Source organism: Amycolatopsis rhizosphaerae (assembly GCF_007713715.1).
Taxonomy (GTDB): Bacteria; Actinomycetota; Actinomycetes; order Mycobacteriales; family Pseudonocardiaceae; genus Amycolatopsis_E; species Amycolatopsis_E rhizosphaerae.
This window is the reverse complement of record NZ_VJWX01000101.1, coordinates 1-16,931: the sequence shown is the minus strand read 5'-3', so window position 1 is coordinate 16,931 and position 16,931 is coordinate 1. Positions and strand designations below refer to the sequence as shown.

The following is a 16,931-nucleotide window of genomic DNA, read 5'->3' as shown; positions in this document are numbered from 1 at the left end:
GCCCACGACACCCCGCGCGCCGTGACCGTCGGCGCGGTGGCCGAAGGACTGCAGCACGTCTACCAGGCACCGGGCGAGATCGAGTTCGAGTTCGGCGGCCGGACGCACCGGCTGACCGCCTTCAACGGCCACACCCCCGGCAGCCTGTTCGTGCTGTTCACCGACCGCACCTCGGGCGTGACGACCTATCCGGCGAACCGGTCCCTGGCGCTCGACGCACCGGCCTCCGACGGCACGGTGGCGGTGGACTTCAACCGGGCCACCAATCTCCCCTGCGCCTACACCGACTTCGCCACCTGCCCCCTTCCGCCCGCCGAAAACCGGCTGCCCTTCGCCGTCGAAGCCGGGGAAAAGCTCCCCTACGAACGCAGCTGACCCTCCCCCAGCCTGACCGCGCGGCGTACGTCGCCGGCGTAAGCCCGGGGCTGTTCCCAGGCCGCGAAGTGGCCGCCCGCACGGTGTTCCACATAGTCGCGGATGTTCAGGAACGCCTCGGCGTAGCTGCGCGGAGCCGGTTTGATGTCGTGCGGGAACGCGGAGAACACGGTCGGCGCCTCGACCCGGCCGGGGATGGTGGCCGGTTCGGTGTAGGTGGCGAACGAGGTACCGATCGTGCCGGTGACCCAGTAGGCGGTGACCCAGGTGAGAAGCTCGTCCGGCGTGAAGGCCGACTCGCCGGACCAGGTCTCCAGTTTCTCGGCGATCCACGCCGCGAGGCCGGCCGGTGAGTCGCCGAGGGCGACGGCGAGCGTGTTCGGCCGCGTCGACTGCTGCGCGATGTACCCGCCCTCGGTCCGGAACCACTGTGCCGCCTGGCCGAGGTAGGCCGCCGCATCGGGTGCGAGCTTCGCCGGGTCCGCCGTGAGCGCGCGCCGCGGGGAAATGTCCGTCAGGTGCAGGGCGGCCACCCTGTCCGGGTGTTCGCCCGCGAGAATCTCCGCGACGGTGCCACCCACGTCGCCGCCGGACACCGTGTACCTCGAGTAGCCGAGCTCGTCGAGAGCGGCCGCGACGATCCCGGCGATCCGGTTGACCGACATGCCCGGAGTGGTGAGTGGGGCCGCGAACGGAAAGCCCGGCAACGCGGGCACCACCACGTGCAGGTCCGTGAGCAGGGGAAGGACGCGTTCGAAGCGCAGCACCGAATCGGGCCAGCCGTGCAGCAGTACGACCACCGGGGCGCCGGAATCCTCGGCCCGCTGGTGGATCACGCGCAGGTCGGTGTCACCCGCCGCCACCGTCGCCCAGGGAAGCTCGCCGATCCGGCGCTCGTGCACGCCCCAGTCGTACTCGTTCGCCCAGTGGTCGAGCAGCTCGTCGAGGAAAGCACCGGTGACGCCGCGCGTCCCGTCATCGCTCCACGGAGTCGTGACGCGTCGCGTCTTCCGGAGCCGTTCTCGCAGTTCCTCCATCATGTGTATGAGCATACACAAGCAAGTGTACGCTTATACACATGACAGTTCGCGATGCGGCCGCCACCCGGCAGCGGATCCTGGAACACGCGCAACGCCAGTTCGCCCGGCACGGGTACGCGCGGGTCACGGTCAAGGGCGTGGCCGACGCCGCGGGCGTCTCACCCAACCTGATCACGCGCTACTTCGGTGGCAAGGACGGTCTTTTCCTGGCGGCGACCCGCGTGGAGATCCCGGTCGAGCACTCCTTCGGCGGCGACCGGTCCTCGCTCGGCTCGCGTCTCGCCGCGAGCATCGTGAAACGCTGGTTCGACGCGCCCGGCGAAGACCCGCTGCTCGTACTGCAACGCGCCTCCGGAGAGCGACCCGAGGCAGCAGAAGCGTTGGCGGCCTTCCTCGACAAGAGCTCACTGGAGCCACTGCACCGCTACCTGCGCGACAGCGGCCTGGACGACGCGACCGCCCGCAGCCGAGCCGCCGCCATCGACGCCTTCGTGCTCGGCGTCTCGACCCGCCGCCGGGTGCTGCGTTCCGAACTCGGCGACCCGGCCGAACTCCAGGAATGGCTCAGCACCACGATCCAGCGCCTCGCCGACGGATGACCGCGCAGCCGAGGCCGGCGCCGTATAGGGCGTTATACAGTTACCGGTGGGCCGCCGCGCTCGCCTTGCCCTGATTGTTCAGAAGGCCAGGTAGCCGCCGTCGACGGTGATGGCGTCGGCCGTGTGGAAGGCGCTGGCCGGGCTGGCGAGGTAGACGGCGAGGGCGCCGAAGTCCCCCGGCTTGCCCCAGCGGCCGACCGGCATCCGCGGCAGCACCTTGCGCTGGAAGCCTTCCGACTCCAGCATCGGGTCGGCGAGCGGGGTGCTGACCCAGCCGGGCAGGATCGCGTTCGCGCGGATGTGGTGGCGCGCCAGTTCGATCGCGATCGCGGTGATCATCGAGATCAGCCCGCCCTTGCTGGCCGCATACGCCTGCCCGCGCGGCGGCCCCTGGCGGGCGGCGAGACTGGAGGTCCCGACCAGGCTGCCGCCCTCCCCCTGCTCGATCAGCACCCGCGCGGCGGCGCGGAGGGTCAGGAACGCCCCGTCCAGATTGACGCTGGTCACCCGGCGGAACTCGGCCAGCGTGGTTTCGGTGAAGCGGGTGCCCGCCGAACCGACACCCGCGTTGGCGAAGCACGAATCGAGCCTGCCGAGCTCCGCCACGGTGCGGGTCATGGCGCTCTCGACCTGTTCCTCGTCCGAAACGTCACACCGCAGCGCCAGGACCTTCCGGCCGTGGCGCGCCAGTTCGGCGGCGGCCTTCTCGTTGCGTTCGGCGTTGGTGCCCCAGAGGCAGACGTCGGCACCGGCCGCGGCGAGCGCGTCGGCCATCGCCAGCCCGATACCGGAGTTGCCGCCGGTGACCACCGAGACGTGCCCGGTGAGATCGAACGGGTTCATGCGGAATCTCCTTGTGCCTCAGTGGTCTTCGGGGGTCGTGTCGCGGAATTCCGGCGCGCGGCCGTCGAGGTTGGCGCGCACCGCTTCGACCTGGTTGGGACTGCCGATCAGCTCGCGGATCGCGCGTTGCTCGGCGGCGAAACCCTCCCCCAGCCCGACCCGGCCACCGAGTTCGAGCAACTGCTTCGCGCGGCGGATCGCGTGCGGGCTCTTGCCCGCGATCTCGGCCGCGAGCGCCATCGCGGCGGCGTGGGGATCGGCTTCGGCGCGGGTCGCCAGCCCGATCCGCACCGCCTCCTCCCCTTCCACGATCCGGCCGGTGAAGGTGAGCTCCTTCGCCACGTCACGGCCGACCAGCCCGGGCAGCAGCTGCGTCCCCGTCATGTCCGGGACCAGGCCCCACCGGATCTCCATCACCGACAGCCGGGCGTCCGGGGCGACGAGGCGGATGTCGGCACCGAGCGCGATCTGCAGGCCGCCGCCGAAGGCCACGCCGTGCACCGCGGCGATCACCGGTACCGGCAGTTCGGTCCACACGTACGCGGCCTTCTGCCCGAGTGCCCTGGCCGGGCCGTCACCCTCGTACGACGCAGGTTCGTGGCCCTGCCCGTCCATCGCGCGGAAAGAGCCGAAGTCGAGACCCGCGCAGAAGGCGCGGCCCGCGCCCGAGAGCACCACCGCGCGCACCGAATGATCGTCGCGCAGGCGCAGCCCGGTCTCGGCCAGTGCGGTGAACATCGGCGGGTCGAGCGCGTTGAGCTTGTCGGGGCGGTCGAGCCGGACATCCGCTATGCCTTCGCTGATCGTGCAGCTGACGCGTGGCTCCACCGCATCTCCTCTTGTCCTCGCCGTCGAGTCGTGTTTCCATCGTAACTGAACGCTCGTTAAGGGGGCACCATGGATTTCGCTCTGCCCGCGGCGCTGCGGGAGCGCCTCGCCGAACTCGACGCGTTCGTCGACGAGGAGATCCGCCCGCTCCAGGAGCAGGACGACAACCAGCGGTTCTTCGATCACCGCAGGGAGTTCGCGCGCACCGACTTCGAAGCCGGCGGCACCCCGCGCCCGGAGTGGGAGGCGCTGCTGGACGAGATGCTCACCCGCGCCGACCGTGCGGGCTGGCTCCGCTACGGGCTGCCGGAGGAAGCCGGAGGGCGCGGCGGAAGCAACCTGGACATGGCGGTCATCCGGGAACATCTGGCGGCCAAGGGCCTCGGGCTCCACAACGACCTGCAGAACGAGTCCTCGGTGGTGGGGAATTTTCCGGTCGTGCACATGTTCCTCGCCGCCGGAACCCCCCAGCAGCGCGAGGAGTTCATCGAGGACATCATCACGCGCCGCAAGCGTGTCGCTTTCGGACTGACCGAACCCGACCACGGCAGCGACGCCACCTGGCTGGAGACCAGTGCGGTGCCCGACGGCGGCGACTGGATCATCAACGGCGCCAAGCGGTTCAACTCGGGGCTGCATTCCGCCACCCATGACGTGATCTTCGCGCGCACCTCGGGCAACCCGGGGCAGGCGCGGGGTATCACCGCTTTCCTCGTCCCCACCGATGCGCCGGGCTTCTCCGTGGACTTCCACTGGTGGACCTTCAACATGCCCACCGACCACGCCGAGGTTTCGCTGCGCGACGTGCGCGTTCCAGGATCGGCGGTGCTGGGCGAGGTCGGCGAAGGATTGCGGCTCGCGCAGATCTTCGTGCACGAGAACCGGATCCGGCAGGCCGCCTCCGGGGTGGGAGCCGCCCAGTACTGCATCGACCGCAGCGTGGCCTACGCCAGGGAACGGATCTCCTTCGGGCAGCCGCTCGCGGCACGGCAGGCGATCCAGTGGCCGCTGGTGGAACTGCAGACCGAGGCGGAACTCGTCCGCACGCTGGTGCGCAAGACGGCCTGGGAGATGGACCGGGTCGACCACGCGGAGATCAGCGACCGGGTGTCCATGTGCAACTACCGGGCCAACCGGCTGGTGTGCGAGGCCGCCGACCGGGCCATGCAGGTCCACGGCGGGCTCGGCTACACGCGGCACACCCCGTTCGAGCACATCTACCGCCACCACCGCCGGTACCGGATCACCGAAGGCTCCGAAGAGATCCAGATGCGCAAGGTGGCCGCCTACCTGTTCGGTTTCGCCGGCCCTGGCAGGGACAGGGCCGCGCGGTGACCGGCACCGCGCGAGGAGGGCGACGGCCCTCGGACGGGACACTCGGCCCGCCGGGGATCGACGCGATCCTCGATGCGGGCATCGCCGCGATGGCCGAGCAGGGCTACCACGGAACCTCGGTGCGGGACATCGCGGAACGCGCCGGGCTCAGCCCCGCCGCGCTGTATCACCACTTCGCCTCCAAACAGGATCTGCTGGCCACGATCATGGATCGCGGCATCGAGGAGCTGCTGCGCCGGACCCGCGCCGCACGCGACGCCGCCACCGATCCCGTCGCCCGCTTGCGTTCCCTTGTGGACGTCCATGTGCGGTTCCACCTCCAGGACCAGCGCGGCACCCTGCTGGGCACCAGCGAGCTGCGCGCGCTCGAAGAGCCCTTTCGCCGCGAGCACCTGGGAAAAAGGCAGCAACAGCAACGCGTTTTCGACGACACGGTGGCCGAGGGCGTGCGCCGTGGCGTGTTCCACAGCCCGTTTCCCCGCGAAGCGGCCCGCGCGATCGTGGTGATGTGCACCGGGGTGGCGGGCTGGTACAAACCGCACGGCCGCCTGTCGCGGGACCAGGTCGCACGTCGTTACCAGGAACTGGCACTCGATCTGGCCGGGAGGCGGGCATGACCGCGCTGGCGGAGGCGCTGAAGCGGCGGCTGTCCGCGCTGTGGGGGGTCCGAAGTGGACATCCACGGGCTGCGACGGCTGTCCGGGGGCGCGAGCAGGGAAACCTGGGAGTTCCGGGCGCGGACCGCCGACGGAGCCCAGCGGCGCCTGGTGCTGCGGCGCGACCCGCCCGGTGAGGGCCGTCCGGAGTCGATGGCCCGCGAAGCGGCCGTGCTGGAGGCGGCACGGGAGGTCCCGGTGCCCCGCCTCGTGGACCACGGTCTCGACCCGTCGGTGCTGGGCAGCCCGTACCTGCTGACCGAACACGTCGAAGGCGAGACGCTGCCCCGCCGCCTGCTGCGGGACGAGGAGTTCGCCGAGGTCCGGGGCACGCTGGCCGCCGAACTCGGCCGCGTGCTGGCCCGCATCCACCGGATGCCGCCGGTGCCCGGCCTGCCCGCCGAAGACCCGCTCGAGCGGCTGGTCACCGCCTACGACGCGCTGAACGAGCCGTTGCCCGCGCTCGAAATCGCGCTGCACTGGCTGCGGGCGCACCGGCCCCCACCGGCCGGGGACACCGTGGTGCACGGCGATTTCCGCAACGGCAACCTGATGGTGCGCCCGGACGGGCTGGCCGCGGTGCTGGACTGGGAACTGGTGCACCGCGGGGATCCGATGGAGGACCTCGGCTGGTTGTGCGTCAAGGCGTGGCGGTTCGGCTCGGCGCTGCCGGTCGGGGGTTTCGGCAGCCGGGAGGAGTTGTTCGCCGGGTACGCGGAGGTGGCGGGCCGGGCCCCGGATCCGGAGTCGGTGCACTGGTGGGAGGTCTACGGCACCGCGACCTGGGCGGTGCTGTGCCGGTCACAGGCGGAGCGCCACCTGAGCGGGCAGACGCGGTCGGTGGAACTGGCCGCGGTGGGTCGCCGCGTCTGCGAACCCGAGCACGACCTGCTGCTCCTGCTGGACGCACCCGCGCCGCGGGTACCCGTGGATTCCCCGGCCGCGCCCGCGTCCGACCTGCACGGGCACCCGTCGGCCGTCGAACTCGTCACGGCCGTGGCCGAGTTCCTGCGCACCGAACTGCTTCCGGCCACCGAAGGGCACCTGAACTTCCACACGCGGGTGGCCGCGAACGTGCTCTCCATCGTCGAGCGGGAACTCACCCTGGGTGCGGACCAGGAACACCGGCACGCCGAACGCCTGGCCACGCTGGGAGTGGCGAACCAGGCCGAACTGGCCGCCGCGTTGCGGCACGGCCGGCTCGATCCGGATGACCCGGCCGTGCTGGCGGCGGTGCGGGCCGGGGTCACCGACCGGCTGCTCGTCGCGAACCCGCGCTACCTGTCCGCACCGTCCTGACCGTCCTGCCCATCAAGGCCCGGAAAGCCCGGGAAATCTCAGGGCGATACCGGCACGGGGGCGGCGGCATGGCGGATCCGGCGCAGCAGGCCCCGCACCACGACCCGGGCGGTGGGCTTGATGATATGCCAGTACCAGTCGGCCCAGTGGTAGGCGACGCGGTCGGTGGTGAGGGCGCGGGCTTCGAAGGTCAGCAGGCTCTGGCCCACCCCATAGGAACACACGCTCAGCGACACGGCGAGCCGGGCCCGCCGGGGCCGCGAGAACGTGCGGAATTCGCTGAGCGTAACGGATTGCCACTCCATGTAAGGAGTCCAGAACCGGCCCGCGGCGCCGAGCAGGATTTCCGCGCCGGGACGGCGGCCGAGCTCGGCCCACCGTGCGCCCGCGAGGATCTCGTCGAAACCGGGCACGCCGCGGCGAGGCCGCAGTGGGCGGGCGAAATCGGGAATCAGCCGGGGTCTCGACTCTTCAAGCTGGCGGTTCATCGCCTGGTAGGTCAACTCCGGCACCGCGTCGACCACGAGGTGCTCGCGAAGGGCGAAATCGAACAGCGGCGCCGTTTCGTCGAGCAACGTCACCACCGACCACCTCCGTTTGCCGCTGACCAGCATCGCCGGCCGGGCCCGACGGCGCGTCGAGGGCGTCGAGGACGGGGGACCGGCGATCCTGTGGTTACGGACAGGTCTGTCCCAGCAACCATACGCCACCTCCCCCGGCTTGCGGGAGATCACTGTGGGTCGGGTTTCGGACACCGTGACCGGTGTGAACATCCTGTTTCGCGCACTGGAAGACCCTGTCCCGACTCCGCCCGGCGGACGTAGGGTCCGGTTGGTCAGGCCAATCCCGCTCCCCCATCCGGACGGAAGGACACCGCGTGGACCACACCGTCGGGACCGTGCCGCCGCTGCGGCCGCCCGGTTTCGCCCGGTTTCCCGGCGAAAACCCGCAGCGCACCCTGAGCTCCGAAATCTCCGCCCACCTGGAGAAACTCATCGCCGTCGGCGAATTACGCCCCGGGGACCGGTTGCCCGCCGAGCGCGAACTCGCCACCGTGCTCGGGGTGTCCCGTGCTTCGCTGCGCGAGGCGATGCACGAGTTGGAAGCCAAGCACCTCATCGAGCGCCGGCCCGGCCGCGGAACCAGCGTGCTGCCCGCGCCGGAACACGTGACCAGGCTCTACGAGCGCATTTCCGACGCCGAGCACCAGTTGCGCGACATCGCCGAGTTGCGGGCGACGGTCGAGCCGAAGCTGGCCGAACTCGCCGCGGGCCGGGCCACCACCGCCCATCTCGCCGAACTGGAGAACGTCCTTCGGCGACCGGTCGCGGAGCTGTCGCCGGAGGAATCCCTGCGCCTGGACCTGGAATTCCACCTGCTGCTCGCGGCCGCCGCGGACAACCCGCTGATGTCCGCGATCACCACGCTGACCTCGTCCTGGACTTCGGCGACCCGGGTGCTCTCCCACGCCACGCGCTACGCCAGGGAGGTCTCCTACCTGGGCCACCGCGCGATCCTCGCCGCCGTGACCCGCGGTGAGGCCGCCGAAGCACGCGAGGCGATGGCCCGGCACCTGGCCGAGGTGGCCGCCCTGACCCGCGACGGATTCGACGAGGTGCGGCGATGACGACCGTGCCCGCTTCCCCGGTTCGCCAGGCGCTCGCGCCGGAAGCCGCCCCGGAACGCTATGTCCCCGCCACCTTCGCCACGACCCGGTGGGGCTTCCTGCCGTGTGAAGCGGACGCCCCGGTGCTCACGGTGTCCCCCGGCGAGACCGTCACCTTCGACACCGTCAGCCACGAGGGCATTCTCGAAGACCAGGGCCGTGATCCCGTGGCGTTCTTCGGTGCGCACGGCATCGCGGCCGCCGACGTCCTCGGCGACGCGGTCACCATCGCCGCGCACGGCACGCACGAACCCGGTGCGGGACCGCACGTGGTGACCGGCCCGGTCGCGATCACCGGTGCGGAGCCGGGTGATCTGCTCGAGGTCCGCATCGATCGGCTGGAGCCGCGCGCGTTCTACGGCGTGATCTCCAGCCGCCACGGGCGAGGGCTGCTGCCCGGCCGCTTTCCGGTGGCAGGCCCGAACACCAGCGTGTTCTGCCACGTCGAGGGGCTCGAAGGCGGCGTCTCGGCGGCGCGGGCGACCCTGCCGCTGCGGCCGTCTTCGCCGGCGAGGCCGGTCCGCTTCCCGATCGCCCCGTTCCTCGGCGTGATCGGCGTGGCCACTCCGGGTGGGATCCGGTTGAACTCGGTTCCGCCGGGACGGCATGGCGGCAACATCGACATCAACATGCTCGTCGAGGGCACCACGCTCTACCTACCGGTGCAGGCCGACGGCGCCGGCCTCTACGTCGGGGACCCGCATTTCGCGCAGGGGAACGGCGAAATCGCCCTCACCGCGCTGGAAGCCCCGCTGCGGGCCACCCTCACCGTCGACGTGATCCCCCACGGCAAGGCCGTCGAACGCTACGGAAGGCTCACCGGGCCGTTCGCCCGCACGCCGGAATTCCTCGTGCCCACCGGGATGAACGCCGATCTCGACCTCGCCGTGGCCGAATGCGGGCAGAACGCGGTCACGCTGCTGACCGCGCTGTTCGGCATGGATCCCGAACTCGCCTACGCCTACCTGTCGGCGGCGACGGACTTCGAGATCTCGCAGGTGGTGGACCAGGTCAAGGGTGCGCACGCGCGGATCCGGCTCGCCGATTTCACGGAGGTGCACCAGTGACCGGACCTGGTACGGACCAGTACGAACTCGTGGCGCCCGAGCCGGTGCCGGACGGTCTGCTCGACGCGTTCCGAGCGTACGAAACGGCACTGCGCGGCAACGACACCGAGGCGCTGAACGCGTTGTTCGCCCCGGGCCCCGACACGGTGCGGGGTGACGGGAAGACCCTGCTCACCGGGCACGCGGCGATCGCGGGCTTCCGCTCGGCCAGGACGAAGATCCCGACGCGGCAGGTCGCCGTGCTGCACGTGCGCGTGCTCGGTGCGGACACCGCCTTGTGCCTGGCGAGCACGCGCGAACCGTCGAACGGCGCCACCGGGCTGCAGACCCAGGTGTGGCGGCGCGGTCCCGCGGGCTGGCAGGTGATCGCGGCGCACGTCACGCTGCCGCAGGCACCGGGCCCGGCGCTGGACACGAGCGTGTGGAGGGTGGCCGGGGATCCCCTGCTCTCCGGTGCGCCCGAGGGGCCACTGCACGGATCTCGCGTCGCGGTGAAGGACCTGTTCGCGGTGGCGGGGCATCCGCTCGGTGCGGGCAATCCCACCTGGCTGGCCGGGCGGAAACCCGAACCGGAATCCGCACCCGTGGTGTCCGCGCTGCTCGCGGCCGGGGCCGACCTCGCCGGGATCGCCCGCACCGACGAGTTCGCCTACAGCCTCGCGGGCACCAACGCCCACTACGGCAGCCCGCCGAACCCGGCCGCGCCGGGGGCGGTCAGCGGCGGGTCCACCAGCGGGCCGGCGAGCGCGGTGTCCTTGCGGCAGGCGGAAATCGGCCTGGGCACCGACACCGCGGGCTCGATCCGGGTGCCCGCCTCCTACCAGGGGCTGGTCGGCCTGCGCACCACGCACGGGGCGGTCGACCGGACGGGGTTGCTGCCGCTGGCCCCGTCGTTCGACACCGTCGGCTGGCTCACCCGTGACATCGCGACCTCGGCCCGGGTCGCCGAGGTGCTGCTCCCGGCAGCGACCCGCGTACCGCTCGCGGCCACGCGGACCCTGCGTCTGTCCACTGTCGACGGACATGCCCGGCCGGGGATCGCCGAGGCCGTCGAGGCCACGGCCGCGAGGCTGGCCGGGGAGGGAGCACTGCCACCGATCGAACACGGCGACCTCGCGCCGGAGACCTTGGAACGCTGGTTTCACGCGTTCCGCACGGTGCAGGCGCGGGAGGCCTGGCTCGCGCACGGTGACTGGATCAGCGCCCATCCGGGCTCGCTCGGCGCCGATGTCGCCGGACGCTTCGAAACCGCGTCCCGGGTCACCGAAACCGACGCGCACCAAGCGTCCGAAGTGGTCGCCGAGGCCCGCGAAGCCCTGCGGGAACTCCTGGCCGGAGCGGTGCTGGTACTGCCCGCCTCCGCCGGTCCCGCACCACGCCGGGACGCGGGCAGCGAAGAGGTGGAAGCCGAACGGGCGGGCACGCTGCGGATGACCTGCCTGGCCGGGCTGGCGGGCGCCCCGGCGGTGTCCCTCCCGCTGCTCGGCGGCCCGTCGGGGCTGTGCCTGGTGACCTCCCCCGGCACCGATCTCGGCCTGCTCACCTTCGCCGGAAAGGTTCTGGAGACCAGCAGATGACCCTCGCTCCCCTGCCGCACCGCAACCGGTGGCACCACCGCGACGGCGAGATCGACCTGCGCCGCCCCATGCTGGAACCGCGCCCGCTGTCCCTGCCCGCCGAACCCACGCGACTGACCGCCGACCTGGCGCGCAGCGCCCTGATCGTCGTCGACGTGCAGAACGACTTCTGCTCCGAAGGCGGCTGGCTCGCCGGGATCGGCGTGGACGTCTCGGTGCTCGCGCCCGCGATCGACTCCCTGCGGGCACTGGTTCCGGCGGCGCGGGCCGCCGGGCTGCCCATCGTGTGGGTCAACTGGGGCAACCGCGACGACCAGGCGAACCTGCCGCCGGGCGTGGCCCGCGTGTACGACCCGTCCGGGCGCGGCGAAGGCATCGGCGCCACCCTGCCCCGCGGTTCGAAGGTCCTGACCAAGGGCAGCTGGGGCGCGGCACTGGTGGACGGGCTGACCGCCGAACCCGGCGACGTGCACGTGGACAAGTACCGGATGAGCGGGTTCTGGGACACGCCGCTGGACTCGATCCTGCGCAACCTGCGGGTGGACACGCTGTTCTTCACGGGCGTGAACTCCGACCAGTGCGTGTACTCCACACTCGCCGACGCCGCCTGCCTCGGCTACGACGTGGTGCTGGTGGACGAGGCCAGCGCGACCACCTCCCCCGCGTACTGCCACGACGCGACCCTGTACAACACCCGCCAGTGCTACGGGTTCAGCACGAAGGCCACGGATCTGCTGGGGGCCCTGGCCGAGGAGGAAGCATGAGCATGCCGCCGATCGTCCGCCGCTTCGACGATCTCACCCCGTTCCTCATCTCGCCGCGGGACACCGTCAAGCTGGCGCTGCTGGCCGGTCCGTCGGACGGCACCGCGGCGAGCGTGTTCTTCGAGGTGTGGGAACCCGGCGGCGCGCAGCCGGACAACTCGCACCCCGAGTCCACCGAGATCTTCGTGGTGCTGTCCGGACAGGGCCTCGCGCACAGCGACGAGCACGACGTGGCGATCGGGGCGGGCGACGTGCTGGTGCTGCCGCCGGGTTCGGTGCACCGCATCGAAAACACGTCGGCGACCGAGCGGCTCTACGCGGTCACGATCATGGCCGAGGACGCGGGGGCGATGCCCGGCGGGTTCGCCCGCCTGGTCGCCTCCGGCACCCCCGCCGACTGGGACGGCACCGATCGCCCGACGCTGGCCCGCACCCCGGAACGGCACTGACGCCTCTGCCGACGAGATCGCCATCGGCAAGAGCGAAAGCCCCTGCCCTCCCACCGGATCGGAATCAGCGTTCCACGGCACGAGTCCCGTCTTCGAGCCGGTGCGGCGGGCCGCTCGTGTCCGGTGGCCGCCAGGACACGACCGGCGCGAGAGAGCGGAACAGTGACCACTGCGGCGCCAGCCGGAGGGCCCGGTCGCGTAGCGCCACCGCCGGTGCGGACCGCCACTGCGCGACCCTGCCGAGCTGACGGGAGCGCGCGGCGATCCGGCGGGTCCGCGGCCGCCGGATCCGGTGGTAGGCGACCAGCGCGGCCGGAACGCCTGGAACGCCTGGAACGGTGTCCAGCAGCGCGGCGAGCGTCACGGCGTCTTCGAGTGCCTGGTTGGCACCCTGGCCCAGGTTCGGCGTCATGGCGTGGGCCGCGTCGCCCACCAGTGCGACCCTTCCCTCCACAAAGGACGGCAGCGGCGGGAGTTCGTAGATGTCGTGCCGGAGTACGGCCTCGTCCGCTGCCGCCTCGAGCAGCCGGGGGACCGGGTCGTGCCAGCCGCCGAAACGGCGGCGCAGTTCGGCGAGTTCGCCTCCGCCGGAGCGCCCTCCCTCGGGCACACCCGCCACTGCGAACACGTAGACCCTGCCGTCGCACAGTGGCGCGAACCCGATCCGCTGCCCGCGTCCCCAGGTCTCGCCCCCCTCCCGTAGCGGGGTGCCGAGGTCCACGACCGTGCGCCAGGCCGTGTAACCGGCGTAGCGCGGACCGGGCGCGTGGGGCCAGACGGCGCGCCGGACGGTGCTGCGGATACCGTCGGCTCCCACCAGCAGGTCCGCCCGCTCCACACCGCCGTCGTACTCGATCTCCAGTTGGGAGCCGCGAGGGCGGACGTGGCGGACGGCGGCGCCGGGCACCAGTGAGGACCGCGGGACCGCCGCGAGCAGCACCTCGGCGAGGCGGGCCCGGTGAATCATCACCGGCGGTCCGTGGCGGCGCGCGAACTCGGCCGCGTCGATGCGGGACAACCAGCGCCCGGACGGGTCGCGGATACCGGCCTGGATGTCCGCGATGCCGAGGTCCCGTACCCGTTCGCCCAGCCCGAGCGCGTCGAGCGCGCGAATCCCGTTGGGCCACACGGACAACCCCGCGCCCACCTCGCCGAACTCCGCGGCCCGTTCCAGCACCCGGACCTGCCAGCCGCGCCCCATCAGCGCCACGGCCGTGGCCAGGCCGCCGATCCCGGCGCCCGCCACGATCGCGGTCCCGCGGCTCTCCGTCCCGCCCATCGCCCCTCCTCTACAGCTGTAGCACAAAGGTTACTCTACAGCTGTAGAGGCTGTCGGCGGTAGATGACACCCGGGGCCGTTGGCCGCCCTGATCCCGCCGTCAGGCGGGTTCCTTGCGCCCGAACGCGCCGGGGCCCGCGTGGAAGAGCCCGATGACCAGGACGCCGGAGCTCAGTGATCCGAACAGGAGTGCCGGGTGCTGCACGGGCCCGGCCCAGTACCCCAGCAACCCGGCCACGACCAGGCTCGCCCATCCGGCGACGAAGTTCGGCACGGGCCCGTTGCCCATGACGCTGGGGTAGCGGCGGCGGGTGATGCCCCGCACGAAGTGCGGGAACGCATTACCCGCCAGCACGCCGGCCAGAAAGCCCAAGACGAGAGTGTGCCCCATGTGTTTTCCCTTCACGGCCGGGGTTCGCGCATCAGCAGTGGAAGCAGGATGTCGTCGGTGAGATGAGCGAGGAACGGCTCGTCCAGTGGCTCACCGGTGACGAACAGCCGGTGGAACAGCATCGCCGAACCGATCTCGACGAACGCCACGCCGTCGAGGCCCGGGGGCAGGTCCCCGCGGGCCGCGGCGCGCCGGAGCACCTCGCCGAACGCGACTCCCTTGTCGTCGATCACCTGGCCCCGTACCGTGCGGGCCAGTTCGGGATCCCGGCGCATGGCGAGGAGCAGCCCGAACAGCAGCGCCGCATCCTGGCCCCCGAGCGTGGCGCGCATCGAGTTCAGTACGGCGAGCAGGTCTCCGCGCAACGTGCCGGTGTCCGGCGGCGCGACGGGAGGCGATCCCGAGCGGCGCCGGACCGCGGCCACCACCAGTTCCGCCTTCCCCGGCCACCGGCGATAGATGGTGGCCTTGCTCGCGCGAGCGCGCGCGGCCACCGCGTCCATCGTCATGCGGTCGTAGCCGACTTCGGCCAGCAGTGCCACCGTCGCGCCCAGGATCGCTTCCTCCCGAGCCTCACCGCGTCCCGCCATCCCGCTCCTCCGATCGAAACGAAACCGTTTCGTACGGTAGCAGCCCCCGACAGCCCACGGAAGACCCTCCATTGCGGCCGGAATCCGGCCTCTCCCGCCCCTAGCTTGATCTCCATGACCGAAATCCAGCCGTTCCGCATCGCCGTTCCCCAGGCCGAACTCGACGAGTTGAAGGGCAGGCTCACCGCCACCCGCTGGGCTCCTCAGCTACCCGGCGACGAGTGGCGGCGCGGCGTTCCCGTTGCCTACCTTCGCGAACTGGCCGAGTACTGGGCGACCGGCTACGACTGGCGCGCCCAGGAAGCGCGGCTCAACACCTTCCCCCAGTACACCACCGTGATCGAGGACCTGAGTATCCACTTTCTCCACGTCCGCAGCTCCGACACCGCCGCGCTGCCACTACTGCTCACCCACGGCTGGCCGTCCACCTTCGCCGAGTTCACCGAGATGATCGAGCCGCTGAACCGGTCCTTCCACCTGGTGATCCCGTCGATCCCGGGCTTCGGGTTCTCCGGCGCTCCCGCCACGACCGGGTTCGGCGTCGCCAAGACCGGCCGGATCTGGGCGGCCCTCATGGACCGGCTCGGCTACCACCGCTACGGAGTGCAAGGCGGCGACCTCGGCGCCTACATCGCCCCGGAAACCGCGAAGGCCGCGCCGGGTCGCGTGACCGGCGTGTATGTCAACAGCGGACTGGGAATGCCCACCGAAGCCGACCTACCCGAGCTGTCCTCGGAAGAAACCGCCTTCTACCACCAGATGCAGGGCTGGGCGGAGTCCGGTGTGGACCATCATCGCCTGCTCCGTGCGGCTCCGCAGACCTTCAGCCACGCCTGGCACGACTCCCCCGTCGGCCAACTCGCCTGGCTGATCCACAAGTTCGGCGACTTCACCTTCACCGAGACGCCCGACCAGGCCATCAGCCGCGACTGGCTCCTCACCAACGCGAGCCTGTACTGGTTCACCGGTACCTCGGGCACCTCGTCGTGGTGCATGTACGACACCACCGCGTTCGCCTGGCCGCCGGGCCAGCGCGTGGCGCCCACCGGTGTCTACAGTGGACCTCCGGGTATCCGTCGGCTGGCCGAACGGGACAACGACATCGCGCACTGGCCCCAAGGCCGCACCGGCGGCCATTTCGTGGCGCTCGAGTCCCCCGCCGAACTCGCCGCGGACCTGGAGAGGTTCTTCGCGTCGACAAGCCGGTGACACGGCCGGCCTGCGTCGTCAGCGCGGCGTCGGCAGTGCCTGTTCCGCGATCGCCAGCACGGTACGCAGGGCTCGCGACGGGTTGTCCTCGCGCCACGCGAGCGCGGCATGCAACCGGATCGCGGGCCCGGCGAGCGGCCGGTACACCAGGCCGGTCTGCTGGATGTGGCGGCACGACGTGAGGGTCAGCGTCACGCCCACCCCGGCCGCCACGAGCGCCAGGATCGTGTACGAGTCGGGAGCCTCCTGGACCACCTTCGGGTGGAAGCCCGCCCGCTGGCAGGCCTGGACGCTCGCGTCCCGCAGGGTGGAACCCGCGTTCGCCGGAAAGGTCACGAACGGTTCCCCGGCCAGCTCCTCCAGCGGCACCCGCTCCCGCCGGGCGAGCCGGTGATCGGCGGGCAGGGCGCACAGCATCTCCTCCTCGTCGATCACCCGGTGACGCACCCCCGGCGAGGAGACCGGCAGCCGCACGAACCCGAGGTCCAGCGAGCCGTCGGCGACCCCGGCCAGCGCCACGTTGGCGTAGGTCTGCCCCTTCATCACCAGTTCGAGGCCGGGGTGCGCGGCCCGCACCGCCCGGGTGAGCAGGGGCAGGCTCTCGTGGCTGGAGGCACCGGCGAACCCGACCGTGACCCGCCCGACTTCCCCTTCTCCGGCGGCACGGGCCGTGCGCAGGGCGGTATCCAGCTCGTCGAAGACCCGGCGGACCGGTTCGAGGAACGCTTCACCGGCGCCGGTGAGCCGGACCGAACGGGTGTTGCGCTCGAACAGCCGGACCCCGAGCTCCTTCTCCAGGTTCCGGATCTGCTGGCTCAACGGGGGCTGGGCCATGCCGAGACGCCGGGCCGCGCGGCCGAAGTGCAGTTCTTCGGCGACGGCCAGGAAGGAGGTCAGATGCCGCAGCTCCACGATTGATTCTCCATCCGTCTGGATCGGACCCCAACTCGGTATTGGACAGTAA

General features: G+C 71.5%; 19 protein-coding genes. 11 read left to right on the top strand and 8 right to left on the bottom strand.

All coding sequences use genetic code 11. The annotated features are described in order from the left end of the window. Positions 1-375 (top strand): DUF1684 domain-containing protein (locus tag FNH05_RS12965; protein ID WP_144587821.1); only part of this gene is annotated, 375 nt, incomplete at its 5' end. Here the strand turns inward: FNH05_RS12965 and FNH05_RS12960 are convergent. Beyond that, complete coding sequence (locus FNH05_RS12960) at positions 360-1,415, bottom strand: epoxide hydrolase family protein (protein WP_144587820.1); 1,056 nt, start codon at positions 1,413-1,415, stop codon at positions 360-362. The two genes, FNH05_RS12965 and FNH05_RS12960, sit on opposite strands and share 16 nt — an antisense overlap. A 38-nt stretch (positions 1,416-1,453) precedes the next feature. Between FNH05_RS12960 and FNH05_RS12955 the strand changes: the two genes are divergently transcribed. After that, positions 1,454-2,014, top strand: coding sequence for a TetR/AcrR family transcriptional regulator (locus FNH05_RS12955; protein WP_144587818.1), 561 nt, complete (start codon positions 1,454-1,456; stop codon positions 2,012-2,014). Positions 2,015-2,092: 78 nt separating this feature from the next. Here FNH05_RS12955 and FNH05_RS12950 read toward each other — a convergent pair whose 3' ends face one another. Both FNH05_RS12950 and FNH05_RS12945 read right to left on the bottom strand, forming a co-directional pair. Beyond that, the gene (locus FNH05_RS12950) at positions 2,093-2,857 is read right to left on the bottom strand and encodes an SDR family NAD(P)-dependent oxidoreductase (protein WP_144587816.1); all 765 of its coding nucleotides are present in this window, start codon (positions 2,855-2,857) and stop codon (positions 2,093-2,095) included. Between the two features lie 18 nt (positions 2,858-2,875). Next, positions 2,876-3,685: a crotonase/enoyl-CoA hydratase family protein gene (locus FNH05_RS12945; protein WP_144587814.1), complete on the bottom strand. Its 810-nt coding sequence runs from the start codon at positions 3,683-3,685 to the stop codon at positions 2,876-2,878. Positions 3,686-3,754: 69 nt separating this feature from the next. On the opposite strand from FNH05_RS12945, the gene FNH05_RS12940 reads away from it, so the two are divergent. The 3 genes from FNH05_RS12940 to FNH05_RS12930 are packed head-to-tail and all read left to right on the top strand — an operon-like array spanning position 3,755 to position 6,975. Continuing rightward, positions 3,755-5,020, top strand: coding sequence for an acyl-CoA dehydrogenase family protein (locus tag FNH05_RS12940; protein WP_144587812.1), 1,266 nt, complete (start codon positions 3,755-3,757; stop codon positions 5,018-5,020). Then, positions 5,017-5,637 (top strand): TetR/AcrR family transcriptional regulator, encoded by a 621-nt coding sequence (locus tag FNH05_RS12935; protein WP_144587810.1) that lies wholly within the window; start codon positions 5,017-5,019, stop codon positions 5,635-5,637. Before FNH05_RS12940 ends, FNH05_RS12935 begins: the two co-directional genes overlap by 4 nt. Positions 5,638-5,691: 54 nt before the next feature. Beyond that, positions 5,692-6,975, top strand: coding sequence for a phosphotransferase family protein (locus tag FNH05_RS12930; protein WP_246127693.1), 1,284 nt, complete (start codon positions 5,692-5,694; stop codon positions 6,973-6,975). A gap of 38 nt (positions 6,976-7,013) precedes the next feature. Here the strand turns inward: FNH05_RS12930 and FNH05_RS12925 are convergent, their stop codons facing one another. Further along, complete coding sequence (locus FNH05_RS12925; protein ID WP_144587809.1) at positions 7,014-7,556, bottom strand: hypothetical protein; 543 nt, start codon at positions 7,554-7,556, stop codon at positions 7,014-7,016. 296 nt (positions 7,557-7,852) lie between these two features. Here FNH05_RS12925 and FNH05_RS12920 point away from each other — a divergent pair, with 296 nt between their 5' ends. Genes FNH05_RS12920 through FNH05_RS12900 form a run of 5 tightly spaced genes read left to right on the top strand, consistent with a single transcriptional unit; the run spans position 7,853 to position 12,498 of the window. After that, positions 7,853-8,602, top strand: coding sequence for a FadR/GntR family transcriptional regulator (locus FNH05_RS12920; protein ID WP_222426596.1), 750 nt, complete (start codon positions 7,853-7,855; stop codon positions 8,600-8,602). Beyond that, a complete protein-coding gene (locus tag FNH05_RS12915; protein ID WP_144587807.1) occupies positions 8,599-9,708 on the top strand; it encodes an acetamidase/formamidase family protein in 1,110 nt (369 codons plus the stop codon). The genes FNH05_RS12920 and FNH05_RS12915 overlap by 4 nt, the downstream gene beginning before the upstream one ends. Next, positions 9,705-11,285 carry an amidase gene (locus FNH05_RS12910; RefSeq protein WP_222426595.1) on the top strand — a complete coding sequence of 527 codons (1,581 nt, stop codon included), beginning with the start codon at positions 9,705-9,707 and terminating at the stop codon, positions 11,283-11,285. The genes FNH05_RS12915 and FNH05_RS12910 overlap by 4 nt, the downstream gene beginning before the upstream one ends. Further along, positions 11,282-12,049, top strand: coding sequence for a cysteine hydrolase family protein (locus FNH05_RS12905; RefSeq protein ID WP_144587805.1), 768 nt, complete (start codon positions 11,282-11,284; stop codon positions 12,047-12,049). The genes FNH05_RS12910 and FNH05_RS12905 overlap by 4 nt, the downstream gene beginning before the upstream one ends. Next, the gene (locus tag FNH05_RS12900) at positions 12,046-12,498 is read left to right on the top strand and encodes a cupin domain-containing protein (protein WP_144587803.1); all 453 of its coding nucleotides are present in this window, start codon (positions 12,046-12,048) and stop codon (positions 12,496-12,498) included. Before FNH05_RS12905 ends, FNH05_RS12900 begins: the two co-directional genes overlap by 4 nt. 64 nt (positions 12,499-12,562) lie before the next feature. Here the strand turns inward: FNH05_RS12900 and FNH05_RS12895 are convergent, their stop codons facing one another. The 3 genes from FNH05_RS12895 to FNH05_RS12885 all read right to left on the bottom strand — a co-directional run bounded on the left by FNH05_RS12895 (position 12,563) and on the right by FNH05_RS12885 (position 14,758). Next, positions 12,563-13,777 (bottom strand): FAD-dependent monooxygenase, encoded by a 1,215-nt coding sequence (locus FNH05_RS12895; RefSeq protein WP_144587800.1) that lies wholly within the window; start codon positions 13,775-13,777, stop codon positions 12,563-12,565. 100 nt (positions 13,778-13,877) lie between these two features. Beyond that, a complete protein-coding gene (locus FNH05_RS12890) occupies positions 13,878-14,150 on the bottom strand; it encodes a hypothetical protein (protein WP_144587798.1) in 273 nt (90 codons plus the stop codon). Between the two features lie 29 nt (positions 14,151-14,179). Continuing rightward, positions 14,180-14,758 (bottom strand): TetR/AcrR family transcriptional regulator, encoded by a 579-nt coding sequence (locus tag FNH05_RS12885; protein ID WP_144587796.1) that lies wholly within the window; start codon positions 14,756-14,758, stop codon positions 14,180-14,182. 114 nt (positions 14,759-14,872) lie between these two features. Between FNH05_RS12885 and FNH05_RS12880 the strand changes: the two genes are divergently transcribed. Continuing rightward, entirely contained in the window at positions 14,873-15,967 is a 1,095-nt protein-coding gene (locus tag FNH05_RS12880) for an epoxide hydrolase family protein (protein WP_144587793.1), read from the top strand. Positions 15,968-15,985: 18 nt separating this feature from the next. On the opposite strand, the gene FNH05_RS12875 is transcribed toward FNH05_RS12880, so the two are convergent. After that, complete coding sequence (locus FNH05_RS12875; RefSeq protein WP_144587791.1) at positions 15,986-16,879, bottom strand: LysR family transcriptional regulator; 894 nt, start codon at positions 16,877-16,879, stop codon at positions 15,986-15,988. Between the last annotated feature and the right edge of the window lie 52 nt (positions 16,880-16,931).

Bases quoted from the DNA above. Each gene is read 5' to 3' on its own strand.
- FNH05_RS12960 (WP_144587820.1), bottom strand. From the start codon at position 1,415: ATGATGGAGGAACTGCGAGAACGGCTCCGGAAGACGCGACGCGTCACG.
- FNH05_RS12885 (WP_144587796.1), bottom strand. From the start codon at position 14,758: ATGGCGGGACGCGGTGAGGCTCGGGAGGAAGCGATCCTGGGCGCGACG.
- FNH05_RS12895 (WP_144587800.1), bottom strand. From the start codon at position 13,777: ATGGGCGGGACGGAGAGCCGCGGGACCGCGATCGTGGCGGGCGCCGGG.
- FNH05_RS12955 (WP_144587818.1), top strand. From the start codon at position 1,454: ATGACAGTTCGCGATGCGGCCGCCACCCGGCAGCGGATCCTGGAACAC.
- FNH05_RS12940 (WP_144587812.1), top strand. From the start codon at position 3,755: ATGGATTTCGCTCTGCCCGCGGCGCTGCGGGAGCGCCTCGCCGAACTC.
- FNH05_RS12900 (WP_144587803.1), top strand. From the start codon at position 12,046: ATGAGCATGCCGCCGATCGTCCGCCGCTTCGACGATCTCACCCCGTTC.
- FNH05_RS12905 (WP_144587805.1), top strand. From the start codon at position 11,282: ATGACCCTCGCTCCCCTGCCGCACCGCAACCGGTGGCACCACCGCGAC.
- FNH05_RS12880 (WP_144587793.1), top strand. From the start codon at position 14,873: ATGACCGAAATCCAGCCGTTCCGCATCGCCGTTCCCCAGGCCGAACTC.
- FNH05_RS12915 (WP_144587807.1), top strand. From the start codon at position 8,599: ATGACGACCGTGCCCGCTTCCCCGGTTCGCCAGGCGCTCGCGCCGGAA.
- FNH05_RS12950 (WP_144587816.1), bottom strand. From the start codon at position 2,857: ATGAACCCGTTCGATCTCACCGGGCACGTCTCGGTGGTCACCGGCGGC.